Annotated in this window: 24 protein-coding genes; 22 read left to right on the top strand and 2 right to left on the bottom strand. The window is 64.0% G+C overall.

Features of this window, described 5'->3' with window-relative positions; all coding sequences use genetic code 11:
- Window positions 1-58: 58 nt before the first annotated feature.
- The 15 genes from J2S96_RS11480 to J2S96_RS11550 all read left to right on the top strand — a co-directional run bounded on the left by J2S96_RS11480 (window position 59) and on the right by J2S96_RS11550 (window position 13,396).
- On the top strand, window positions 59-220 hold the full coding sequence (locus J2S96_RS11480; RefSeq protein ID WP_306863216.1) for an aureocin A53 family class IId bacteriocin: 162 nt from the start codon (window positions 59-61) through the stop codon (window positions 218-220).
- Between the two features lie 133 nt (window positions 221-353).
- Window positions 354-839, top strand: a complete 486-nt coding sequence (locus J2S96_RS11485; protein WP_306863219.1) for a PH domain-containing protein — start codon at window positions 354-356, stop codon at window positions 837-839.
- On the top strand, window positions 839-2,302 hold the full coding sequence (locus J2S96_RS11490; RefSeq protein ID WP_306863222.1) for a PH domain-containing protein: 1,464 nt from the start codon (window positions 839-841) through the stop codon (window positions 2,300-2,302). Before J2S96_RS11485 ends, J2S96_RS11490 begins: the two co-directional genes overlap by 1 nt.
- Complete coding sequence (locus J2S96_RS11495; RefSeq protein WP_306863225.1) at window positions 2,299-3,198, top strand: ABC transporter ATP-binding protein; 900 nt, start codon at window positions 2,299-2,301, stop codon at window positions 3,196-3,198. Before J2S96_RS11490 ends, J2S96_RS11495 begins: the two co-directional genes overlap by 4 nt.
- Before the next feature lie 2 nt (window positions 3,199-3,200).
- The gene (locus J2S96_RS11500) at window positions 3,201-3,986 is read left to right on the top strand and encodes a hypothetical protein (protein WP_306863229.1); all 786 of its coding nucleotides are present in this window, start codon (window positions 3,201-3,203) and stop codon (window positions 3,984-3,986) included.
- A gap of 4 nt (window positions 3,987-3,990) precedes the next feature.
- On the top strand, window positions 3,991-4,236 hold the full coding sequence (locus J2S96_RS11505) for a hypothetical protein (RefSeq protein WP_306863232.1): 246 nt from the start codon (window positions 3,991-3,993) through the stop codon (window positions 4,234-4,236).
- A gap of 50 nt (window positions 4,237-4,286) precedes the next feature.
- Window positions 4,287-5,045: a 4-hydroxy-tetrahydrodipicolinate reductase gene (gene dapB / locus J2S96_RS11510; RefSeq protein ID WP_306863235.1), complete on the top strand. Its 759-nt coding sequence runs from the start codon at window positions 4,287-4,289 to the stop codon at window positions 5,043-5,045.
- A 4-nt stretch (window positions 5,046-5,049) separates the two neighbouring features.
- Window positions 5,050-5,538, top strand: coding sequence for a hypothetical protein (locus J2S96_RS11515; protein ID WP_306863238.1), 489 nt, complete (start codon window positions 5,050-5,052; stop codon window positions 5,536-5,538).
- A gap of 60 nt (window positions 5,539-5,598) precedes the next feature.
- The gene (locus J2S96_RS11520) at window positions 5,599-5,961 is read left to right on the top strand and encodes a hypothetical protein (protein WP_306863241.1); all 363 of its coding nucleotides are present in this window, start codon (window positions 5,599-5,601) and stop codon (window positions 5,959-5,961) included.
- Between the two features lie 86 nt (window positions 5,962-6,047).
- Window positions 6,048-6,959: a 4-hydroxy-tetrahydrodipicolinate synthase gene (dapA, locus tag J2S96_RS11525; protein ID WP_306863244.1), complete on the top strand. Its 912-nt coding sequence runs from the start codon at window positions 6,048-6,050 to the stop codon at window positions 6,957-6,959.
- 27 nt (window positions 6,960-6,986) lie between these two features.
- A complete protein-coding gene (locus J2S96_RS11530) occupies window positions 6,987-8,678 on the top strand; it encodes a ribonuclease J (protein WP_306863247.1) in 1,692 nt (563 codons plus the stop codon).
- Between the two features lie 162 nt (window positions 8,679-8,840).
- Window positions 8,841-11,699, top strand: coding sequence for an FtsK/SpoIIIE family DNA translocase (locus tag J2S96_RS11535; RefSeq protein WP_306863250.1), 2,859 nt, complete (start codon window positions 8,841-8,843; stop codon window positions 11,697-11,699).
- A 9-nt stretch (window positions 11,700-11,708) separates the two neighbouring features.
- Entirely contained in the window at window positions 11,709-12,311 is a 603-nt protein-coding gene (pgsA, locus tag J2S96_RS11540) for a CDP-diacylglycerol--glycerol-3-phosphate 3-phosphatidyltransferase (protein ID WP_306863253.1), read from the top strand.
- Window positions 12,308-12,811, top strand: coding sequence for a CinA family protein (locus J2S96_RS11545; RefSeq protein WP_306863256.1), 504 nt, complete (start codon window positions 12,308-12,310; stop codon window positions 12,809-12,811). Before pgsA ends, J2S96_RS11545 begins: the two co-directional genes overlap by 4 nt.
- A 132-nt stretch (window positions 12,812-12,943) precedes the next feature.
- Window positions 12,944-13,396 carry a helix-turn-helix domain-containing protein gene (locus J2S96_RS11550; RefSeq protein WP_306863259.1) on the top strand — a complete coding sequence of 151 codons (453 nt, stop codon included), beginning with the start codon at window positions 12,944-12,946 and terminating at the stop codon, window positions 13,394-13,396.
- A gap of 100 nt (window positions 13,397-13,496) precedes the next feature.
- On the opposite strand, the gene J2S96_RS11555 is transcribed toward J2S96_RS11550, so the two are convergent.
- The gene (locus tag J2S96_RS11555) at window positions 13,497-13,994 is read right to left on the bottom strand and encodes a MarR family winged helix-turn-helix transcriptional regulator (protein WP_306863262.1); all 498 of its coding nucleotides are present in this window, start codon (window positions 13,992-13,994) and stop codon (window positions 13,497-13,499) included.
- Between the two features lie 41 nt (window positions 13,995-14,035).
- Here J2S96_RS11555 and J2S96_RS11560 point away from each other — a divergent pair, with 41 nt between their 5' ends.
- The 7 genes from J2S96_RS11560 to dapF all read left to right on the top strand — a co-directional run bounded on the left by J2S96_RS11560 (window position 14,036) and on the right by dapF (window position 21,180).
- On the top strand, window positions 14,036-14,275 hold the full coding sequence (locus J2S96_RS11560; protein WP_306863265.1) for a DUF3046 domain-containing protein: 240 nt from the start codon (window positions 14,036-14,038) through the stop codon (window positions 14,273-14,275).
- 240 nt (window positions 14,276-14,515) lie between these two features.
- Window positions 14,516-15,562 carry a recombinase RecA gene (gene recA / locus J2S96_RS11565; protein WP_306863268.1) on the top strand — a complete coding sequence of 349 codons (1,047 nt, stop codon included), beginning with the start codon at window positions 14,516-14,518 and terminating at the stop codon, window positions 15,560-15,562.
- A 109-nt stretch (window positions 15,563-15,671) separates the two neighbouring features.
- A complete protein-coding gene (locus J2S96_RS11570; protein WP_306863270.1) occupies window positions 15,672-16,232 on the top strand; it encodes a regulatory protein RecX in 561 nt (186 codons plus the stop codon).
- Between the two features lie 128 nt (window positions 16,233-16,360).
- Window positions 16,361-17,617, top strand: a complete 1,257-nt coding sequence (locus J2S96_RS11575; RefSeq protein WP_306863273.1) for a lytic transglycosylase domain-containing protein — start codon at window positions 16,361-16,363, stop codon at window positions 17,615-17,617.
- A complete protein-coding gene (miaB, locus tag J2S96_RS11580; RefSeq protein WP_370873086.1) occupies window positions 17,592-19,232 on the top strand; it encodes a tRNA (N6-isopentenyl adenosine(37)-C2)-methylthiotransferase MiaB in 1,641 nt (546 codons plus the stop codon). Before J2S96_RS11575 ends, miaB begins: the two co-directional genes overlap by 26 nt.
- A 6-nt stretch (window positions 19,233-19,238) precedes the next feature.
- A complete protein-coding gene (gene miaA / locus J2S96_RS11585; RefSeq protein ID WP_306863279.1) occupies window positions 19,239-20,180 on the top strand; it encodes a tRNA (adenosine(37)-N6)-dimethylallyltransferase MiaA in 942 nt (313 codons plus the stop codon).
- Window positions 20,181-20,211: 31 nt separating this feature from the next.
- Window positions 20,212-21,180 carry a diaminopimelate epimerase gene (gene dapF / locus J2S96_RS11590; protein WP_306863282.1) on the top strand — a complete coding sequence of 323 codons (969 nt, stop codon included), beginning with the start codon at window positions 20,212-20,214 and terminating at the stop codon, window positions 21,178-21,180.
- On the opposite strand, the gene J2S96_RS11595 is transcribed toward dapF, so the two are convergent.
- Entirely contained in the window at window positions 21,161-21,775 is a 615-nt protein-coding gene (locus J2S96_RS11595; RefSeq protein ID WP_306863285.1) for a class I SAM-dependent methyltransferase, read from the bottom strand. The genes dapF and J2S96_RS11595 overlap by 20 nt on opposite strands.
- Between the last annotated feature and the right edge of the window lie 159 nt (window positions 21,776-21,934).

The following is a 21,934-nucleotide window of genomic DNA, read 5'->3' on the forward strand; positions in this document are numbered from 1 at the left end:
ATGAATCCTAGTCAGTGGCGACAACAAGGTCGCACTGAGAGGAAGGAGAAGTGGGTCGATGCCTGCCATCATTCTCGCTGTCATCAGGGCAGTCGCACATTTGGGTTCTCGTGCGGTCAACTGGGTGACGGCCAACTGGCGCACGATTCTGGACTGGCTCAACGCCGGCCGGACGATCGATTGGGTCGTTCGGCGGATCCGGGACATCATCGGGCTGTGAGCAGCGGGAAAGGGCGCGGCCAGCCCACGCGAGTCGCCCTTTCCCGTTTCAAACGACCCCGTGCGAGCAACCGACGCGCGATGACTGCAACGACCGTGACGGCCTGAGAGGGGCACAGCGAGGGATGGTGAGGGTGGCGGAAACAGATGATGCCGCAGGGACGTTCTCAGCATCGGTGAGCTCCCGCGCGGTGACAGTGTGGAATATTACCTCCGCGTGCACGGGGCTTACGGCTTGCGTCGTGCTGCTCGGCTTGCATCAGGTCATTCGAGGCGGCTGGCTTGCGACCGTACTCATTGTCTTGGCGGTGGTGACTGTTGTCTCGACGTTCGCTGAGTGCCTGATCGTCAACCCGGGACGCGCCCGCACCTTCCGTTATCGCGTGGAGCGGCTGGGGCTGTCGATTGGTCAGGGCCGTTGGATTCGACGCGAGACGTTCGTGCCGAGGGCACAGATTCTCTATGTCCGGCTTCGCCGCGGTCCCGTGCTGCGCAACTTTGGACTTGCAAGTGTGCACGTAGGTGTACTGGGCAGGGAGTTCATGGTTCCCTGCCTGGAAGAAAGGGATGCTGAACGACTGCGGGGAGCTTTGAAAAACGTCGATAGCGGAGCCGAGTGATGCGCAATTCACCACTGTTGATGCTTGTCAGACTCCTGAGGGGTCTGCCACAGTCTCTACTCATCATCGTCGGGCTGGTCTTCGCGATCTCCACGTTCGAAGGCGGAACTGCAGTGGTGTTGTGGGGGATCCTCGCATACTTCGTCTATACCCGGATCCATGTGATCTTCTACGACTACCTGGCGACCACGTGGGATGTACGGTCGGACGGCTTCCACTATCGACGAGGCCTCCTCTCGCGGGAGACCTTGACCCTCGCCCGCAACGACATCGCGAGCATCCACCTCTCGCAGGGCGGCCTGGACCGGCTATGGCAGCTGTTTGAGGTGCGGGTCCAGAGTACTGCGGGAGGACGCGCCAGCCTGCTTCTGCACGCGGTCACACGTGATCAAGTCGATGAGATTGCACGAGTCTGCGGTGTTCATCCGACCCTGAAGGCCAAGGATGTCAGTGCAGCCGTAGGGTCCGGCCTGCATGAGCCGCCTGAAGGCGTTACTGAAACGCCGTCCGTGGTGACGAGTGCGGTTTCGCTTCGGAACGCGGACTACTGGCTTATATCCCTCACCTATGGCAAGTACATGCTTCTCATTCCGGTGCTTTGGTCGTTGATCTCGCGGATCAGCGGGAACACTGGTTTCGCTCAGCTTGAGTGGACTGTAGAGCAATGGCGGGCCCATCCGGGCCTTGCGCTGGCCGCGACGCCCTTGATACTTGCCGCCAGCGTTGCCTACGGCGCATTGGTGGCCTATCTGAAATATGCGAAGATGCTCGTCCGCGTGGAACACGACTCTGACGGCATCCTGAAGATGAAGGTATCGCGCGGGCTGATATCTACCGTGGATCATTCCATTTGCGTCGACCGAATCGATGCACTGGAAATGCGGCAAAACGTCGCGATGCGGGTGTTTGGGCGACACTCGCTCCGGGTGATCGTGCGGGGTCAGGGGTCCGGAAGCGCGAGCCGTACAGTTGTGATCCCGGTTGGCCGCCACTCAGACATCGACGCATTCGTGGTGCAGTACCTCCCGCGACTCCGCATCGCCAGCCGCGTTGAGGTCGCCAGCATGCACCCGCTCCTGGGATGGGGCGCGGGTTTGATGGTCGGAGGAGCCGTGGCGGGCTCGCTTGCGGCTCTGCTTTCACTTCCGGGTGCCGTCGCGATCACGGCTTTGGTAGTCATCGCGACCGCAGTGGCACAACTGGCGGTTAAGCGCGCTGATTTCTCCGGTGAGAGCCGGTTATGGCTAGTGAGGTCGGGGGTGCTTGGCACTAAGGCGTGGGTGCTCCCCTCAACAAGTCCCACCTCGACGGCGGTCTACGGCACCGCGTCCGGATGGCGTTTCTGCGTGCTCGCGTTCCGAGTCGGCGGCACAGTGCCGCGGACGATCAGAGCGTTCCTCCGGGGCCAAGGTCACGCGACTTTGATGGAAGCGCTCTCACGAGTCCAAGTGCGCGCATCATGATCGAAGTGATTGGACTCACGAAGTCATACGGCGGAAAGACACGGGTCGATGACGTTACTTTCAGCGTCGACGACGGCCGCATCGTCGGCTTCATCGGGCCTAACGGCGCTGGCAAGACCACCACGATGCGAACCGCCCTCGGCCTTGAGAAGCCCGATTCGGGACGGGCCTTGTTCGACGGCCGCCCGTACGGGGAGCTTCCCAATCCACGCCAGAGCGTTGGGGCGGTCCTCGACGCCGGGGCGTTGATCCCTGACCTCCGCGCGATCGAGCTCCTCCGGTACTGCGCAAGAATTCAAGGCGTGAACAAGGCCCGGGCCGAACGGGTGCTGGACGTGGTCGACCTCGGTGAGGGGCGCCGACGGAGGGTGCGCGAGCTTTCCCTTGGCATGAGGCAGCGTCTCGCGCTCGCCGCAGCCATCATGGGCAACCCTGGCAACTACGTCCTCGATGAGCCGCTCAACGGTCTTGACCCGTCCGGTATACAGTGGCTGCGCCACCTGCTCCTCCAACTTCGTGATGCTGGATCCGCGATACTGCTTTCATCGCACATCATCACAGAACTTGAGCTCGTAGCTGACGACGTCGTACTGATCAGCGACGGCGTGCTCAAACTCCGAAGCAGCCTTGCCGACCTCGCACGTGGAGCCGGGGCGCGTGTCCGCGTCATAACCGAGGACGCCGACACCCTCGTCGCGGTCGCAAAGAGGAGCGGCGGCGCCATCGTCGAAGCAAACGGTCGCGCCGTGGTCATCGCAGGCCTGACAGCGCGTGAGGTGTTCTCCCTTGCGGCCATGCATGGGGTTGTGTTGGACGAACTTCGCACCGAGAGCGTCTCACTCGACGATGTGTATCGGCGGATAGTCGACACTAAAGTCGAAGGAGAGGTCCATTGAGGATGCTGCGCCCACTCGTCCGAATCGCTCGCCAGCAAGGCGCGCAACGGCCAAGCGAGCTCGTGTTTGCAGAGACGGCCCGGATCATCCGGACCCGCCCGTCCATGGTCTTGCTGTTGCTGGGAACAGCCGTGCCACTGGCGCTCGGCGTTGGCCAGGCGATCTATCGGAAGGTGTCGTCGCCGGCACCGGATCTGGAGGGCATCGCAACCGCCGGGGCCGACATCTTCGCATTCGTGGCAGCCTTGACGGCGGCCATCGGCGTTGGCAGGGACTACCAGACGGGGGCGATCGGCTTCCGAATGCTGCTCATCCCGCGCCGCGGACGGCTGCTTGCAGCGAGTGCACTTGGGCACAGCGGGGTTGCTGCAGCAATTGCGTTGCTCGCCATGCTCATTGTCGGCGTGTTCGCTACCGTGTTCGGTGGGACTTCCGCGCCCTTTTCTGCTGACTCCGTCGCCGCAATAGGGCGTTCGATAGCTGCGGTTGCACTCGTTTCATGCTTCGGTGCAGGGCTCGGATACGCCGTGCGCTCAGCGACCGTCGCGGCAATCGTGATCATTACCCTTTTTTGGCTTGCTCCGATCACGCTCCTCATCGCCGGGATGAGTGGAGTCCCGGGCGCCGCGTCAGTAGCGAATATCACCCTCGGGATACTGGTGGGGCAAGCCGTCAGCGCAACTCCCGAGCTTGGCGGCAACCTTGGGCCCTGGGGAGCGCTCCTTCTTCTTGTGATCTGGTCGAGCGGAGTTCTTCTTCTCGCGGCCCTGCGATTGAAAGGAAAGTGATCCCATGTCCAACAAAAGCCGATCGTGGCTTTGGTTCCTTGTGCCCACGCTGGTGGCGACAGTGCTCGTTATCGCCATCAGCATCCCGGGACTCGAGGGTGCCCGGCAAGAAATCGGTGCTGATTCCCTGGTGATTCCAATCGTGGCCATGCTCATCCTCGCAGTCGTTGCCGGCTCGGTTTTGGGGCTCACCGTGCTGGGCCTTCGACATCTCGTACGGCCGCGTTCTGTCGCTCGAACCCTGGACTAGGGGGAATCCGAGGGACCACCCGGCCCGCACCGCCCGGTAGGGTTAAGGCCATGACCGAACAACTTGCTGTCGCCGTGCTGGGCGCCCACGGGCGCATGGGAATCGAAGCCGTCAAGGCGGTCGAGGCAGCCGCTGACCTGAAGCTCGTTGCGGCACTTGGCCGCGGCGATTCCCTTGATACCCTGCTCGACGTCGGCGCCAAGTACGTCGTCGACCTGACCGTTCCGGACAGCACCGAAGCGAACGTCCGTTTCGCGGTCGAACACGGCATGCATGCGGTCGTCGGCACTACGGGCTGGGACGCGGCACGCCTCGCAGACTTGCGGCAGCTGCTTGCCGCGAACCCGGAGTCCGGTGTCCTGATCGCGCCCAACTTCGCCCTTGGCTCCGTGCTCGCCTCGGCCTTTGCCGCCAAGGCCTCCAAGTACTTCGAATCGGTGGAGATCATCGAGCTCCACCACCCGAACAAGGTGGACGCGCCTTCGGGCACTGCCGTCCGGACGGCCCAGCTTATCGCCGCCGCCCGCGATGAAGCCGGCGTCCCGGCCAGCCCGGATGCCACGAACACGGCCCTCGACGGTGCCCGCGGTTGCGATGTTGACGGCGTCCGCGTCCACAGCGTCCGTCTGCGCGGCCTCGTGGCACACCAGGAGGTGCTCCTCGGTGGCCCGGGAGAGCAGCTGACCATCCGCCACGATTCCTTCGACCGGGCGTCCTTCATGCCCGGCGTGTTGCTGGGACTGCGCAAGGTTGCGTCCCACCCCGGCCTGACCGTCGGCCTGGACGGCTATCTGGACCTGGGGCTGTAGGCGCATGGGCTCGCTCTGGAACGGATTCAAGGAGAACCGCACCAAGATCTGGGTGGGTGCCGTCACCCTGTTGTTGGTTCTCTACCTCGTGGTCACCTTCGAACGCTCGATCCTCCTGCTCGGTGACGCGAACCTGGTGGCCAAGGGAATCGGCGCTGCCTACCTGGTGCTTCCGATCATTGGAGCGTGGGCATTGATCCGCGAGCTAGTGTTCGGCGCACGCACGGAGAAGATGGCGAAGGTGCTCGAAGCCGAAGGCGGGCTGCCGGTGGACAACTTGCCCCGCACGCCCGGAGGCCGCATCGTGCGTGCGGCCGCGGATGCCGAGTTCGAGAAGTACCGTCTCGAGGCCGAGGCCGCCCCTGAAGACTGGCGCTCCTGGTTCCGGCTCAGCTGCGCGTACGATGCCGCGGGCGACCGCAAGCGCGCGAGGGCATCCATGCGCGACGCCGTACGCCTCTTCCGGACAGAGCCCACCTCAGCGGAGCGGTAGCGGCTGTCGCGCCCGGGTAAACACCTTGTATTCGAATATATGTTCGAATAGCATGGCTGCATGAACGATCCTTCGAAGCGGCCGGACGGCTATCCCCAAGGCCTGGATGGGCCCATGAAGGCGATGAGCCCGGGCGTCGTCGATTTCCTCTTCCGGCAGCTCGTTACAGGGGAGCCGCCTGAAGATGTGCAGTGGAGGCGCGAGGGAACTGTCCTCGGCGAACAGCAGCCGGGCGCCGAACTCGCCAGGCGGCTCGCGGAGACGGACCTTGAATCGTTGACCCCGGTTGAATTGTTCGATTACGTGCGGGCTGCCCAGCGCTTGGGGGCGTGGGCGGACCGCTTGCGGGAGTCCGCGGTGGCCCGGTATTGCTCGCCGGAGATGCCGTCGAGGCCCGGGCGGCGCAGCGACGCTTCGGCCTGAGGCCTCGCTCCCATTTCGTTGAATTTGACGACAATCACGCGGGCCCCATTCTCCTAACCCGAGGATGACAGGGTAACGTTTTTCGTATGTCTGACTCTCGTGCGAACGTTCCTGCTCTCGGTACCCTTCTGACCGCCATGGTCACCCCGTTTACCAAAGACGGCGAAGTTGACTACAAGCAGGCAGCGGAACTGGCAGTCAAGCTTGTTGACGACGGCTGTGATGGCTTGGTGGTCACCGGAACAACCGGGGAGACGTCCACGCTCACCGATGAGGAAAACCTCGGCATGTTCCGCGCCGTGAAGGAAGCCGTGGGCGGGCGCGCGGCAATCATCGCGGGAACGGGAACCAATGACACCGCGCACTCGGTGCACCTTTCCCAGGAAGCCGCCAAGCTCGGCGTCGACGGACTCTTGATCGTCACCCCGTACTACAACAAGCCGAGCCAGGCCGGCGTCAAGGCACACTTCGAGACCATTGCGTCCGCTACCGAACTTCCCGTCATGCTCTATGACATTCCCGGGCGTTCCTCCATTCAGATCGCACCGGAAACCATGATTGGCTTGGCTGCCCACCCCAACATCGTTGCGGTCAAGGATGCCAAAGCCGACTTCGCTGCCGCCACCCGGGTCATGGCGGAAACCGACCTCCTTTTCTACTCGGGGGACGACGGCCTGACCCTGCAGTGGATGGCCATGGGTGCGGTGGGCCTGATTGGCGTCACCACCCACGTTGTCACGCGCCGTTTCCGTGAACTCATCGACGCCGTCAACGCGAACGACCTTGGCACGGCACGCAAGATCAACTTCGATCTCGAGCCCGTGATCCGTGCAACCATGACCAGGGTCCAAGGCGCCGTCTCCGCCAAACAAATTCTTAAATGGCAGGGAGTCCTGCCCAACTCGGTTGTCCGCTTGCCCCTCGTGGAGCCGGACGCCGCCGAGATCGCAATCATCCGCGAGGACTTGGCGGAAGCTGGAATGGACTTCACTGTCTAGAACGATTCCGCCGGAAAGTAGCGAATTATGACCCAAACCGCCCTTCCCGGACTTGTCACCCCGCCCAAACTTCCGCAGGGAACACTCCGGATTGTGCCCCTTGGCGGGCTGGGGGAGATCGGCCGCAACATGGCCGTTTTCGAAATCAACGGCAAACTGCTGGTAGTCGACTGCGGCGTTCTCTTCCCTGAAGAGACCCAGCCGGGTGTCGACCTTATCCTGCCAGATTTCTCGTACATCGAGGACAGGCTGGACGACGTAGTCGCCATCGTCCTGACGCACGGCCATGAAGACCATATCGGCGCTGTGCCGTACCTTCTGCGCCTGCGTCCGGACCTGCCATTGGTCGGTTCCCAGCTGACGCTTGCCCTGGTTGAGGCCAAACTCCAGGAACACCGGATCAAGCCGTACACACTCACGGTTTCGGAACAGCAGGTGGAGCAGTTCGGACCCTTCGAATGCGAATTCGTTGCCGTCAACCACTCCATTCCGGATGCCTTGGCCGTCTTCATCCGCACCGCCGGCGGCAATGTCCTGCACACGGGCGACTTCAAGATGGACCAGTTGCCCCTCGACGGCCGCATCACGGACCTGCGCCACTTCGGCCGCCTCGGCGAAGAAGGGGTGGACCTGTTCATGGCCGACTCCACCAACGCGGATGTCCCCGGCTTTACCACGGCGGAAAAGGAAATCGGTCCCACCCTGGACCGCTTGTTCGGCCAGGCCAAGAAGCGGATCATCGTCGCGTCCTTCTCCTCGCACGTCCACCGGGTGCAGCAAGTGCTCGACGCCGCCGCGAAGCACGGCCGCAACGTCGCCTTCGTGGGCCGGTCCATGGTGCGCAACATGGCCATTGCCGCGAAACTGGGCTACCTTGACGTCCCGCCAGGCATCCTCGTGGACATCAAGAACATCGAGAACCTTCCGGACCACCGCGTGGTCCTGATGTCCACGGGCTCCCAGGGCGAACCCATGGCGGCGCTATCGCGGATGGCCAACGGGGACCACCGCGTGGTTGTGGGACAGGGCGATACCGTCATCCTGGCCTCGAGCCTCATCCCGGGCAACGAGAACGCGGTCTTCCGCATCATCAACGGGCTGCTAAAACTCGGCGCCGACGTCGTCCACAAGGGCAACGCCAAGGTGCACGTTTCCGGTCACGCCGCCGCGGGCGAACTACTTTACTGCTACAACATCCTCAAGCCCCTGAACGCGATGCCCGTGCATGGCGAAACCCGTCACCTGATTGCCAACGGCAACCTGGCGGAGGAATCCGGCATTCCCTCTGATCGCGTGATCCTCAGCGACAACGGCACGGTCATTGACGTCAGGGACCACAAAGCCAACGTCGTGGGCCAGGTGGAAGTTGGCTTCGTGTATGTGGATGGCTCCAGCGTGGGGGAAATCACCGACGCCGACCTCAAGGACCGCAGGATCCTTGGCGACGAGGGCTTCATCTCCGTTATCACCGTGATCAACCGGACCACCGGCAAGATCGTCTCGGGCCCGGAAATCCACGCCCGCGGCGTAGCTGAGGACGATTCCGTCTTTGATGAGATCATCCCCAAGATCAACGCTGCCCTCGAAGACGCAGTGCTCCACCACGCTGACCACACCAACCACCAGCTCCAGCAAGTGGTCCGTCGTGTGATCGGCACGTGGGTCAACCGCAAGCTTCGCCGGCGTCCCATGATCATCCCGTTGGTTCTGGAAGCGTAGCCCCAGTCCGCGAGAGGCCCGGTTCCGATGAACCGGGCCTCTCGTGTTTCAGGGGCCGGCTCGCCGAGAGGCAAGCCGCAGATCGTTCAACAAGGGCAACATGGTTCCTCAGCGCCCCTGAAATCCGCGGGTTTCCGGCCGGCTTGGGGTAGCGTGGCCGATATGGCGACTCGTACTACCTCCGCGCCTAGAGGCAGCTCCAATAGCAAACCCGCCGGGGCAGGTTCACGCCCGGGCAGCGGCCGGACCCAGGCTAAGACCGGCAGGAGCAGTACAGGCACGGCCCGCGGCAAGCAGGCCGCCGTCGTCGAACCCCAACAGCCGTGGATCCTGCGCGCGCTTGCCGGTGCCTGGCTGGGAATCGGGCACGTCGTGGGTGCGGGTATCCGCCGGATCGGCTATGACGTCAGTGACCTTGATCCCGCGGACCGCCGGGACGGCGCCGCGCTTTTCAACCTGGCGCTCGGTGTCTTCATCGCAACCTTCGCGTGGTGGGGCTTCAAAGGGTGGTTCCCGGATGTTGTCTACAGCATCGTCAACGGAACATTCGGCTGGGTGTCCCTGCTTCTGCCGCTCATGCTTTTCGTCTGCGCGTTCCGGCTTTTCCGGCAGCCGTGGGATGGCCGTGGCAACAACCGCGTAGGCATCGGATTCCTGATCATGGCGTTCGCCGGCACCGGCTTGGCCCACATCATCGGGGGGCAGCCGACTGTCGCCGATGGCTTCGAGGGCCTCCGGCGCGCCGGCGGGATGCTCGGTTTCCTCGCTGCCTCGCCCCTTGCCGCCATCCACCCTGTTGTCCCCATCATGGTCTATGGCGCCTTGGCGTTCGTCTCCCTCTTGATAGTCACGGCCACGCCTTTCGGCGCCATTCCCCGGCGTATCCGCGGCGCGTACGAGCACCTCATGGGCGTCGACCTGGTGGACGCCGACGCGCCTCGCGGCGATTCCCATGACCGCAGCTACCTCTACGAAAACGAGGCGGCCGCCGAACCGAAGAAGAGGCGCCGCAAACGCTTGTTCGGCAAGGACCACGGCGACGACCCCACCATTGACGGCTATGTCGGCGACGAGGCCTTCGAACACGCGATCGTCGACGACGACGTCCCTCCCGCGAAGGGCGTCCCGTCCGTCCCGCCCGGCGTGCGCAGGCCGACCCAGGCCGAAATCGCCGTCGAGAAGATCAAAGCCGCCCAGGGACTGGGAAGCCCGAAGCCGGTTGCTGACAACGCCACCGAAGCGATCCCGATGGTCCCCCCGGCCGCTCCGCCGGCTACTGTGCCGTCGACGCCGGTCAGCCCGCCACCGCCGCCCACGCCCATCCCGCAGCGCACCGAACAACTTTCCCTCGCCGGCGACGTTACCTACACCCTGCCGTCCTCGGACAACCTGACTCCGGGGTCCATCCCGAAGGAGCGCACGGAAGCGAACGACGCCGTCGTGGCCGCCCTCACGGACACGATGCAGCAGTTCAACGTCGACGCCACTGTCACCGGCTTCAGCCGTGGCCCCACCGTGACCCGCTACGAGATCGAACTTGCTCCCGGCACCAAAGTAGAGCGCGTCACGGCCTTGTCCAAGAACATCTCCTATGCCGTGGCATCGAGTGATGTCCGTATCCTCAGCCCCATCCCGGGCAAGTCGGCCATCGGCATCGAGATTCCCAACACGGACCGCGAGACCGTGTCCCTCGGCGACGTCCTGCGCAGCCAGAACGCAAGGCGGACGGACCACCCCATGGTGATGGGCGTCGGCAAGGACGTCGAGGGCGGCTACGTCGTCGCCAACCTCGCCAAGATGCCGCACCTGCTCGTCGCCGGTGCTACGGGTGCCGGTAAGTCGTCGTTCGTGAACTCCATGATCACGTCGATCCTGATGCGGGCAACACCCGATGAGGTCCGCATGGTCATGGTGGATCCCAAGCGTGTTGAACTGACCGCGTATGAAGGTGTTCCGCACCTCATCACGCCCATCATCACCAACCCCAAGAAAGCCGCCGAGGCGCTCCAGTGGGTTGTCCGTGAAATGGACGCCCGCTACGACGACCTCGCGAACTACGGCTTCAAGCACATCGACGACTTCAACAAGGCCGTCCGCGCCGGCAAGGTCACTCCGCCGGTGGACTCCAAACGCGTGATCAAGCCGTACCCGTACTTGCTGGTGATTGTGGACGAGCTTGCCGACCTCATGATGGTGGCCCCGCGCGACGTCGAAGACTCGATTGTCCGCATCACCCAGCTGGCCCGTGCTGCGGGCATCCACCTGGTCCTGGCCACCCAGCGCCCTTCCGTTGATGTCGTCACCGGCCTCATCAAGGCGAACGTCCCCTCGCGCATGGCGTTCGCTACCTCGTCCGTCACGGACTCGCGCGTGGTCCTGGACCAGCCGGGTGCGGAGAAACTCATTGGCCAGGGTGACGCGCTCTTCCTGCCGATGGGCGCCTCCAAGGCGATGCGCGTGCAGGGCGCCTGGGTCAGCGAGTCCGAAATCCACCGGGTGGTGGAGCACGTCAAGGGCCAGCTCAAGGCCGTCTACCGTGACGATGTCGCCCCCGAGGCGCAGAAGAAGCAGATCGACGACGACATCGGAGACGATCTCGAAGTCCTGCTCCAGGCCACCGAGCTCGTCGTCACCACCCAGTTCGGTTCGACGTCGATGCTGCAGCGCAAGCTCCGCGTCGGCTTCGCCAAGGCCGGCCGCCTCATGGACCTGCTGGAGTCGCGGGGCGTCGTGGGCCCGTCCGAGGGTTCCAAAGCCCGCGACGTGCTGGTCAAGCCGGACGACCTCGCTCCCGTGCTGGCAGCCATGAAGGGCCAGGAGGCTCCGGCTGCGCCGGACGCGCACACGGCCGCCCTGAGTGAGAACGCGAACGCGAACATCGCCGTCGGAGGCTACGCGGAGGACCTCGTGGCCGCTGATCTCGAGAACCGCAAGCAGGCCACGAACTACTACGACGGAGCGGATAGCCCCGACGACGAGGACGACGGCGGCGAAGACGCCTGGGCGCTGACCGGACGGTAGCCTAGAGGGGTGACTACATCCGAGGGCAGCAAAGCCAGTTCCAGCAGCTCCGATATCTGGAACCTGCCAAACATCCTGACGATGCTCCGGATTGTCCTGGTTCCGTTCTTCGTCTGGTTCCTTCTGGAGGACAACAGCCGCCACGGTATCTGGCGCTGGGCCGCCGTGGTTGCCTTCGCGGTGGCGATCTACACGGACAAGCTCGACGGCGACATCGCGCGGAGCCGCAACCTGGTCACCAACTTCGGCAAGATCGCGGACCCCATTGCCGACAAGTTGCTCATCGGCTCGGCACTCGTTCTCCTGTCGGCACTGGGGGAGCTCCCGTGGTGGATCACCATCCTGATCCTGGTGCGCGAATGGGGAATCACCGCTTTGCGCTTCTTTGTCATCCGCTACGGCGTGATGCCGGCCTCGCGCGGCGGCAAGCTCAAGACTGCCGTCCAGACTGTCGCGATCTTCTTCTACATCCTGCCGCTGAATTCTTTCGCGCCATGGCTCGTCAGCGTGGCCTTCCTGGTGATGATCGTCGCCCTCGTCATCACGGTGTGGACCGGCGTCGAATACGTGATTCAGGCCGCAAAACTCCGTGCGGCAGGGAAGCGGGCATGAGCCGTACCGCTGGGGAGGCTGCGGCGGCCGCCGTCGCCCTCGCCATCGAGCGGGGCATCACCGTCGCTACCGCGGAATCCCTGACCGCCGGGCTGGTTGCCGCCACCCTCGCCGATACTCCGGGGGCGTCGGGCATGCTCCAGGGCGGGGTCGTCGCTTATCAGAACGCGGTCAAAGCCGGAATACTGGGGGTGCCCGAAGAGCTGCTTTCCGCCGTCGGATCGGTCGACGCCGAAGTCGCGGCGGCAATGGCCGACGGCGCCCGGCGCGCGTGCGGGGCCGACGTCGGGGTCTCCACTACCGGGGTTGCGGGGCCCTTGCCGCACGACGGGAAGCCGGTTGGCACCGTGTTCATCGGCGTCGCGACATCAGGCGGGGCTGCCGCCCATGCCTACAGCTTCGAGGGAGACCGGCCGGGTATCCGTGCGCAAGCCACCGTGGCAGCCTTGGAGCGCTTGTTGGAGTACCTTGTCCAAGCCGACCTACCACACGTAAAGTAGCCGGGAACAAAAAGAGCGGCCCAATAGTTGTTACATTGTGTCGCCCCGGAACGGCCGGGGCGCCTAGGATGTAGAAAACGACCGGTACACCGGGAAGGTGAACCGGACTCACGAGGGAGCAAGGCGATACAGATGGTTAAGCAGCCCGTATCCGTAAACGGCGTTGTCCGCTGGAAGGATGTGGGCTTGGCCGAGAAGGCACCGAGCGAACAGAAGGAGCGCAAAATGGTTGTACTGCGTCACGAGATCGGTGATGTCCTGCGCGATGTCCGTCAGCGCCAGGGCCGTACGCTCCGCGAAGTCTCGCACAGCGCCCGCGTTTCCCTTGGCTACCTGAGCGAAGTTGAGCGTGGCCAGAAGGAAGCATCCTCAGAGTTGTTGTCCTCGATCTGCTCAGCCTTGGACGTTCCGCTGTCCGGGATGCTCCGCGAAGTCAGCGACAGGGTTGCAGTCGCCGAAGGCGTGGCTGTTCCGGATACTGTCCCGCAGGAATTCGCCCAGCGTTACGGCCGCGATCTCGACCGCGAGCTCAGGGCGGAACTGAACGACGATTTCACCCAGGGCATGCTCTCGGGAGCCCGCTAGGCGGACCAACCCCGGCAAAGAAAACCCCGGCAAAGAAGGAGGACCTCCGATTGGAGGTCCTCCTTCTTGTGTTTGTGTCTGTGTCTATCGCTTCGTGGGGTCAGTCCTTGCCGATTCCTTCGCCGTAGGCGACGTTGAGCCGCTCAATGTATTCCGCCAGCGTCTGGATTTCTTCCAGCGGCCACTCGCCGAGGCGTTCCCGGAATACCTGCCGGCGTGCGTCCTGGACCTGGTGCATCTTTTCTTCGCCCTTGGGGGTGAGCCTGATCGATTGTGCGCGGCCATCTTGGGGGTCGGCCTCTTTGTAGACCATGCCGATGCTCTCCAGGAATGCGATCTGGCGGCTCACCGATGGCTTCCCGACGCCGATGCACGAGGCGAGCTCCGTCAGGCGAATGGGACCCTCCGTCCGAATGATCGACATCAGTCCGTAAGCGGCTGGTTCCATATCGGGATGGACCTGGCGGGATAACTGGTGGGACAGCGAGCGTGCGCGTCGCCAGAACATGCTCAGCTGGTGTTCCACCTGCCGGAGGGCGGCGTCGACGTTGTCGCCTGCCTCCACCATCTCAGGTGCGTCGTCGGGAGTGTTGCTCATGACAACCATTCTAGAGTCAGCTCCCATGAGAGACTCTATTGGTGCGGATCAGTGACTTCTGGCGGCTGATGGACGATGAATTCGGGGCTGGCTACTCCCGGGTCCTCAGCAGTTCCCTTGTATTGGCCGGCGTCGGAGGACGTACGGCAGATGACGCCTTGGCGGCGGGCTACAACCCCCGCGACGTCTGGCTTGCCTTGTGCGATGTCCAGGACGTTCCTCCGGAGCGACGGCTAGGCAGGGACATCAAGCCCTCCGACAAGGGCTCAGGGACGTTCTGAATTCCGGTTCCCGGCGGACACGCCCGCAAGGCTGTTCGAATATCTGTTCGGATGAGGCTATGCTCCTTTCAGAGGAAAATTGACCCTAACGGACCGGTTTTCGCCTTATTCGAGTCCTGTGGTTATCCACATAGACGACGTCGCACGCAATATTGTCGGCAGCTCGTACTAGCGTCGGATGAGACAGGAAAGCGGCCGCTCAGGCCAGTCCACAGCGAGAAAGCATCAGAGGTGTGAACCATGGCGGCAAATCAGGATCGTGAGAAGGCGCTCGAGGCAGCGCTTGCCCAGATCGACAAGCAATTCGGCAAGGGCTCGGTCATGCGCCTCGGAGACGAAGTCCGGGCGCCGATCGAGGTTATCCCGACCGGCTCCATCGCCTTGGACGTCGCTCTTGGCATTGGTGGTTTGCCTCGTGGCCGTGTCGTCGAAATTTACGGTCCTGAATCCTCCGGTAAGACCACCGTCGCGCTTCACGCCGTGGCCAACGCCCAGCGCCAGGGCGGCATTGCGGCCTTCATCGACGCCGAGCACGCCCTCGATCCCGAGTACGCGGCGAAATTGGGTGTCGATACCGATGCCCTCTTGGTTTCGCAGCCGGATACCGGTGAGCAGGCGCTTGAGATCATGGACATGCTGGTCGGCTCGGGGTCCCTGGACATTGTCGTAATCGACTCCGTCGCCGCGTTGGTTCCCCGCGCTGAAATCGAAGGCGAAATGGGTGACTCCCACGTCGGCCTGCAGGCCCGCCTGATGAGCCAGGCCCTGCGTAAGATCACCGGCCGGCTGAGCCAAACGAAGACCACAGCTATCTTCATCAACCAGCTCCGCGAGAAGATCGGCGTTTTCTTCGGCTCCCCGGAAACCACTACCGGTGGTAAGGCCCTGAAGTTCTACGCCTCCATCCGCATCGACGTCCGGCGCATCCAGACCCTGAAGGAAGGCGCGGATTCGGTAGGTAACCGCACCAAGGCCAAGATCGTCAAAAACAAGATGGCTCCGCCCTTCAAGGTCGCTGAGTTCGACATCATCTACGGCCAGGGCATTTCCCGTGAGGGCGGCATTATCGACATGGGCGTCGAGCACGGCATCATCAAGAAGTCCGGTTCATGGTTCACCTATGACGGTGACCAGCTGGGACAGGGCATGGAGAACTCCCGCCGCTTCCTTCGGGACAACCCGGAGCTGGCCGCGGACCTCGAGCGGCTCATCAAGGAAAAGCTTGGCGTCGGAGTCAAGCCTGCCGAAGCCGAGGCCTCGCCAAAGCTGAAGGCCGTTGACGGCTAGGCGTCTGGGCTCCTCCCGGTCCTCAAGTGCTTCCCGTTCTTCGGGCCGTACTCCAGCTTCGGAATCCGGAGAGGCCGGCCGGTCTTGGGGTCCGTCTGCGGATTCCTCCGTGGCGGCTGACCCCGAGGCCACTCCGGAATCGGTAGCGCGGGCCATTGTGCTCCGCCAACTGACCAACTCGCCCAAGAGCAGGCTTCAGCTCGCGCGCAAGCTAGCTGAGCGGAACGTGCCGGAAGATGTGGCCGAAGCCGTGTTGGACCGTTTCGAGGAAGTCCGGCTCATCGACGACGCCGACTTCGCCGAGATGTGGGTGCGCAGCCGTGCGCAGTCGCGGAAACTGGCCCGGGGTGCCTTGAGGCGTGAATTGGCGGACAAGGGAATCGACCCCGAAACGGCGGAGCAGGCGCTGGCGCAAGTAAGCGATGACGATGAGCGAAACGCGGCCAGGGAGTTGGTCGCCCGCCGTTTGAGGTCCGGCACGGATCTTTCCGACAGGACCGAGCGTGACAGGCAGACCCGCCGGCTCGCGTCGATGCTTGCCCGCAAGGGCTACCAGCCATCGGCGGCCTTCGCGATCGTTTGTGAGGTGCTGGACGAAACCTTGGCGGGGGAGTCAGAAGCGCGCAACGCATGGGAAAGCGCCGGTCCTGAAGTGGACGACATCGGCTAGCCGGTGTTGCGTGGAAACTGAGAGCTTCCTGTGAGTATTGCCCGCGGCGGTCGGGTTGGCGCGGTTCTTGAGGGTCGTCGGCTATGGTTCTGGACTAGTGTTCCGAGTCGGAAAGCAGGTCAGGTCCAATGAATCCGTTGTCGCTATCGGCAATCATTGTGCCCTTGCTTGCCGCGTCGCTACTCCAGGCCGGCCCGGCTTCCGCGGATGATGGCCCGCCGTCGGGGTATCCCAGTTGGGCAGAGGTGCAACAGGCCCAAGGAAATGAAGCAGCCGCAAGCGCCGAAGTAGACCGGATCAACCAGTTGTTGGCTAGCCTCCAGCAGAAATCCGGGGAGCTTGGCGCGGCAGCCATCAAAGCCGGAACCGAGTACGCGAAGGCACATGACGCCCTCCAGGATCAGCAGGCAGTGACCCAGAAACTGGCTGAGGCTTCCCAACAGGCCAAGGCAAAAGCGGACTCGTTGAAGAAGGCCACATCCTCCTTGGTCGTCAAGGCATACGAATCCGGCGGCTTCGATCCCGGACCATGGTCGGTTGCGAATGCCGCCATCGCACCGGACAACATTCAAAGTTTCGCCTTGCTGAACAGGGTCCTGGATCGTACGGCGAAACTGCACGCTGATGCCCTGAGCGCCTCCCAGGCATCCGCCGCTGCCACTGCCCAGGAACAAGCTGCCCGCGATGTGCTGGCCCAGCTGGACAGTGACGCCGCGGCAAAAGCCCAGGCCGCAGAGTCGGCCAGGCGCGCCGCCGAAGACAGCGTGGCAGCCACGGATGGACAGCGAAAGACCATGGTCGCCCAGCTCGCCTCCCTGACCTCCACTTCTGCCGCGGTCGCGCAGAAATACCAAGAAGGGCAAGCGGCGCTTGCCGCCTACCAGGCTGCCCAGGAAGCCAAGAGGGAAGCGGCGGAGCGCCAAGCGGAAGCCGACGCCCAAGCGGCAGCCAACCAGCGGGCTCTGCAGGCGCAACAACAGCCGGTCGGCAGCGGGGGAGGCGCAAGCAGCAGCGGCAGCTCCGGCGGCGGAGGCATCATAGCCGGGGGAGGCGGCGGTGGCGGAGCCAACGTGGTCGACGACCCTGCAGGTGCACGGCAATATGCTTCTTCCCGGCTCGGCGCCTATGGCTGGGGCCAGGACCAAATGCAGTGTTTGTCCCTGCTGTGGACCCAGGAATCAAGCTGGATGACGGACGCCACGAATCCGAGCAGCGGTGCCTACGGCGTTGCGCAGGCGCTGCCGCCGGACAAGTACTATTCGGCCGGCAGCGACTGGCTCAGCAACTACCGGACCCAGATCGATTGGGGCCTCGGCTACATCCGCGACCGTTACGGTTCTCCCTGCAACGCCTGGCAACATGAGATGGGCTTCAACTGGTACTAGTCCGAGGGGCTACCCTAGATTGGTGAGTTCCCCTTCCGCAGCACCAGCACCAGCACCCGTTCAGCAGCCCGTTCCGGCCCCTCTCGATGAGCCCGCAACCGGCCCCGGCGCCAAGCGCACCTACCAGGTCCGCACCTTCGGTTGCCAAATGAACGTCCACGACTCCGAGCGCATGGCAGGACTCCTGGAGGATGCAGGATACGTGCCCGTCGACGCCGGCGTGGCCGACGTCGTGGTCTTCAATACCTGCGCCGTCCGTGAGAACGCCGACAACAAGCTTTACGGAAACCTGGGAGAGCTCAAGCAGGTCAAGGCCGCCCATCCGGGCATGCAGATCGCCGTGGGCGGATGCTTGGCGCAGAAGGACCGCGAAACCATCGTGCGCAAGGCTCCGTGGGTTGATGCAGTGTTCGGCACCCACAATGTGGGGGCGCTGCCGGCCCTCCTGGACAGGGCACGCCACAACAACGAGGCGCAGCTCGAAATCCTGGAGTCGCTGGACGTCTTCCCTTCGACCCTGCCCACCAAGCGTGACTCTGTGTACTCGGGCTGGGTTTCCATCTCCGTCGGCTGTAACAACACCTGCACTTTCTGCATCGTGCCGTCGCTCCGAGGGAAGGAGAAGGACCGCCGTCCGGGCGAGATCCTGGCCGAAATCCAGGCATTGGTGGACGACGGCGCCGTCGAGGTCACGCTGCTCGGCCAGAACGTGAATTCCTACGGCGTTGAATTCGGCGACCGCCTGGCTTTCTCCAAACTGCTGCGCGCCTGCGGTGAGATCGAGGGTCTCGAGCGTGTCCGCTTCACGAGCCCGCACCCGGCTGCCTTCACCGACGACGTCATCGACGCGATGGCCGAGACCGCCAACGTCATGCCGCAGCTGCACATGCCCCTGCAGTCCGGCTCGGACAAGGTACTCAAGGACATGCGCCGCTCGTACCGCTCCACCAGGTTCCTGGGGATCCTGGACAAGGTCCGCGACAAGATTCCGCACGCCGCCATCACCACCGATATCATCGTGGGCTTCCCCGGCGAGACGGAAGAGGACTTCCAAGCCACGCTCGACGTCGTAGAGAAGTCCCGCTTCGCCTCGGCCTTCACGTTCCAGTACTCCAAGCGCCCGGGCACGCCGGCCGCGGATCTCCCGGAGCAGTTGCCCAAAGCCGTTGTCCAGGAACGCTACGAGCGGTTGACTGCCCTCCAGGACCGCATCGCGGCCGAGGAGAACGCGAAGCAGCTCGGCCGCCGGGTTGAACTCCTCGTCACGGCACAGTCCGGGCGCAAGGCCGGGGAAACGCACCGCCTTTCCGGCCGCTCCCAGGACCAGAGGCTGGTCCACTTCTCCGTGCCCGAAGGGGCAGAGGCTCCACGGCCAGGCGACTTCGTCACCGTGACGATCACCGAGGCAGCTGCCTTCCACCTCGTCTCCGACCCCGCGACAACGGCGGACTACAGCCTGAGGCGCTCCCGTGCCGGCGACGCCTGGGATCGCTCGCAGGCCGACTCCTGCGGCGCTCCGGCCCCAAATTCCGCAGGCGCCGCATCCGGCGTCGGGTCTTCAGGGTCAAAGGGCGTCTCCCTCGGCATGCCGTCGCTCCCCGCACGACGCGGCTAGCCCGACATGACAGCAGTTCCGGCCGGACCAGCTGATCCGAATCCGCCCGTGATCGCCGTCGTCGGCCCTACCGGTTCCGGTAAGTCCGACCTCGCCGTCCACCTTGCCCTCGCGCTGGGAGGGGAGGTCATCAACGCCGACGCCATGCAGTTCTACCGCGGCATGGACATCGGCACGGCCAAGATCAGCGTCGCCGAACGCAGGGGAGTGCCCCACCACTTGCTGGACACAATGGATGTCACCCAGGAAGCCAGCGTCTCCGCTTTCCAGGCCGAATGCCGGGCCGCCGTCCGGGATATCCATAGTCGCGGCAAGCGGGCCATCCTGGCAGGTGGCTCCGGCCTCTACGTCCGGGCAGCGTTGGATGTCCTGGAGTTCCCGGGTACCGATCCCGGCTTGCGGCAACGGCTGGAGCAGGAGCACGAAACTTCCGGCCTTCCCTTCCTTCAGGAACGCCTGCAACGCATCGACCCCGTTTCCGCGGGGAGGCTCGGTGACGCCCGTCGCGTCATCCGCGCGCTGGAAGTCTTCGAGCTCACCGGGCGCCCGTTCAGTTCCTTCATGCCCAAGCGCGAGTACTTCCAGCCGGCGGTGCAGATAGGGCTCGACGTCGATCGGGGAGTACTGCGCGAGCGTTTGGCCGGGCGGGTCCACCGGATGGTCGACGCCGGCCTCCTTGAAGAGGTTGCGCGGCTCGACGCCGTCGGGCTTCGGCAAGGCAAGACCGCATCGCGGGCGCTGGGATATGCACAATTCCTCAGGGTCCTCGACGGCGAATCCGACCAGGCCGCCGCAGCCGAAGAAACGATCGTGGCCACGCGGCAATTCGCGCGGCGCCAGCTCACCTGGTTCCGGGCCGACCCCCGGATCCACTGGCTGGACTGGCAAGACCCGGATCTGGTGGCCAAAGCGGCAGAAATCTGCGCGAGCCCGGCGTCGGTGATTTAGGCGCAACCCCTTGTGCAGGTAGCCTTGAGCCATGGACGAAACGCTTGCATTTTCCGCCCCGCAGCCTACAGCTGCCGGCGGTGCCGTGCCCGCCTCCGGCCTTCACGGGCTGGCCTTCTCCAAAGGGCACGGTACGGGCAACGACTTCGTCCTCATCGCGGACCCCGAAGACGCGCACCAGATCTCTCCTGCGCAGGTCGCGGCGCTGTGTGACCGCCACTTGGGCATCGGCGGGGACGGGCTCATCCGAGCCGTCCCTTCGAGGTTCCTGCCTGAAGGACTTCAGCTTCTCGAAGCGGACTCCGATGCCGAATGGTTCATGGACTACCGCAACGGCGACGGTTCGCTGTCCGAGATGTGCGGCAACGGCGTCCGGGTCTTCGTCCAGTTCCTGATCGAGCAGGGCCTTGTCACGCTCGACGCCGGCGAATCCCTGACCATCGGGACGCGCGGCGGCATCAAGAAGATTGTCCGGACTTCCGACGGCTACGCGGTGGACATGGGACCGTGGGAATTCATTTTCCCCAAAGACGCCACCAGCAAGGCCATGGACTCCCTCGTCAGCGCCGATGGACTGGAAGTCGCCCGTCCTGCCCTTTCCATCAGCATGGGCAACCCGCACACCGTAGTGGCATTGGCCGAACTTTCAGAGCTCAAGTCCACGCAGCTCTTCAAGGCGCCTGTCGTCGATCCCAAGCCGGCCAACGGCACCAACGTCGAATTCGTCGTTCCCGCAGAGCCCCTCGTTCACGACGGCACAGGCAACATCACCATGCGTGTCCACGAACGCGGCGTCGGTGAGACCCAATCGTGCGGTACCGGTGCTTGCGCGGCCGCCGTCGCCATCCGCCATTGGGCCGGGGAAGGCGCTCCCGACACGTGGCGCGTCAAGGTGCCCGGCGGCGTCGTCGGCGTGCGGTTCTTCCCCGGGGAAAGCGGCCGTGAACACGTGGAGCTCAGCGGCCCCGCCGTGATTGTCGCTAGCGGGACGCTTTCCTGATCCGCAGGATGCGGAAGGACTTCGACGTGCTTTCACGGGATACCGAGAAGGAACCGTCGAGGGTATCGGCCAGCCAGCGCTGAAGCGAATCGGCTCCGAGGTTCTTCTGTACCACCAGCCAGGCGTTTCCACCCGGAGCGAGCCGCGGCAGCCACTTCAGCAGCAGGTTGTGGAGCTCGTCCTTGCCGATGCGGATGGGCGGGTTTGACCAAATAGTGTCGAAAGTCATGTCGGGGTCGACGTCGTCGGGTAGGCTCGCGGTGACGTTCCCGAGCTCCAGCAGGGCGGCATTCTCGTTGGTCAAGGTGACACATCGCTCGTTGACATCAACTGCGTGGACGCGGGCGTGCGGAGCCATGAGCCCCATCGTCAACGCAATGGGACCCCAGCCGCAGCCGATGTCCAAGAGATTTCCCTGCGGGGCCGGCGGCGGAACCTCGGCGAGCAGGATCGCTGTTCCCTTGTCGATCCCGTCGGGGCTGAAGATGCCGCCGGATGTCTGGAGCCGGCGGGTCGCGCCGGCCAGTTCCACCGTGAGGGGCTTGCGGGTGAACGGCCCCGCGGGCTGTGCGCTGAAATAGTGAGCAGACTCCATAGCTTGCCAGATTAGTGGCCAGCAGCGGGCAAAGGAAACCGCAGTCTGTTCCATGCAGGCTCAATCCGGGCTTGACGGGTCTGATAGCCTTGTCCGCATGTTCTTGATCTGAGTAGACAGCCATTTTTGATTAGCCGGCCATTCTTAAGTAGCCGGCAC

The organism is Arthrobacter bambusae (assembly GCF_030812595.1).
In the GTDB taxonomy this organism is placed as follows: Bacteria; Actinomycetota; Actinomycetes; order Actinomycetales; family Micrococcaceae; genus Arthrobacter; species Arthrobacter bambusae_B.

Bases quoted from the DNA above. Each gene is read 5' to 3' on its own strand.
- J2S96_RS11480 (WP_306863216.1), top strand. From the start codon at position 59: ATGCCTGCCATCATTCTCGCTGTCATCAGGGCAGTCGCACATTTGGGT.
- J2S96_RS11490 (WP_306863222.1), top strand. From the start codon at position 839: ATGCGCAATTCACCACTGTTGATGCTTGTCAGACTCCTGAGGGGTCTG.
- J2S96_RS11495 (WP_306863225.1), top strand. From the start codon at position 2,299: ATGATCGAAGTGATTGGACTCACGAAGTCATACGGCGGAAAGACACGG.
- J2S96_RS11500 (WP_306863229.1), top strand. From the start codon at position 3,201: ATGCTGCGCCCACTCGTCCGAATCGCTCGCCAGCAAGGCGCGCAACGG.
- J2S96_RS11505 (WP_306863232.1), top strand. From the start codon at position 3,991: ATGTCCAACAAAAGCCGATCGTGGCTTTGGTTCCTTGTGCCCACGCTG.
- dapB (WP_306863235.1), top strand. From the start codon at position 4,287: ATGACCGAACAACTTGCTGTCGCCGTGCTGGGCGCCCACGGGCGCATG.
- J2S96_RS11515 (WP_306863238.1), top strand. From the start codon at position 5,050: ATGGGCTCGCTCTGGAACGGATTCAAGGAGAACCGCACCAAGATCTGG.
- J2S96_RS11520 (WP_306863241.1), top strand. From the start codon at position 5,599: ATGAACGATCCTTCGAAGCGGCCGGACGGCTATCCCCAAGGCCTGGAT.
- dapA (WP_306863244.1), top strand. From the start codon at position 6,048: ATGTCTGACTCTCGTGCGAACGTTCCTGCTCTCGGTACCCTTCTGACC.
- J2S96_RS11530 (WP_306863247.1), top strand. From the start codon at position 6,987: ATGACCCAAACCGCCCTTCCCGGACTTGTCACCCCGCCCAAACTTCCG.
- J2S96_RS11535 (WP_306863250.1), top strand. From the start codon at position 8,841: ATGGCGACTCGTACTACCTCCGCGCCTAGAGGCAGCTCCAATAGCAAA.
- J2S96_RS11545 (WP_306863256.1), top strand. From the start codon at position 12,308: ATGAGCCGTACCGCTGGGGAGGCTGCGGCGGCCGCCGTCGCCCTCGCC.
- J2S96_RS11550 (WP_306863259.1), top strand. From the start codon at position 12,944: ATGGTTAAGCAGCCCGTATCCGTAAACGGCGTTGTCCGCTGGAAGGAT.
- J2S96_RS11555 (WP_306863262.1), bottom strand. From the start codon at position 13,994: ATGAGCAACACTCCCGACGACGCACCTGAGATGGTGGAGGCAGGCGAC.
- recA (WP_306863268.1), top strand. From the start codon at position 14,516: ATGGCGGCAAATCAGGATCGTGAGAAGGCGCTCGAGGCAGCGCTTGCC.
- J2S96_RS11575 (WP_306863273.1), top strand. From the start codon at position 16,361: ATGAATCCGTTGTCGCTATCGGCAATCATTGTGCCCTTGCTTGCCGCG.
- miaB (WP_370873086.1), top strand. From the start codon at position 17,592: ATGAGATGGGCTTCAACTGGTACTAGTCCGAGGGGCTACCCTAGATTG.
- miaA (WP_306863279.1), top strand. From the start codon at position 19,239: ATGACAGCAGTTCCGGCCGGACCAGCTGATCCGAATCCGCCCGTGATC.
- dapF (WP_306863282.1), top strand. From the start codon at position 20,212: ATGGACGAAACGCTTGCATTTTCCGCCCCGCAGCCTACAGCTGCCGGC.
- J2S96_RS11595 (WP_306863285.1), bottom strand. From the start codon at position 21,775: ATGGAGTCTGCTCACTATTTCAGCGCACAGCCCGCGGGGCCGTTCACC.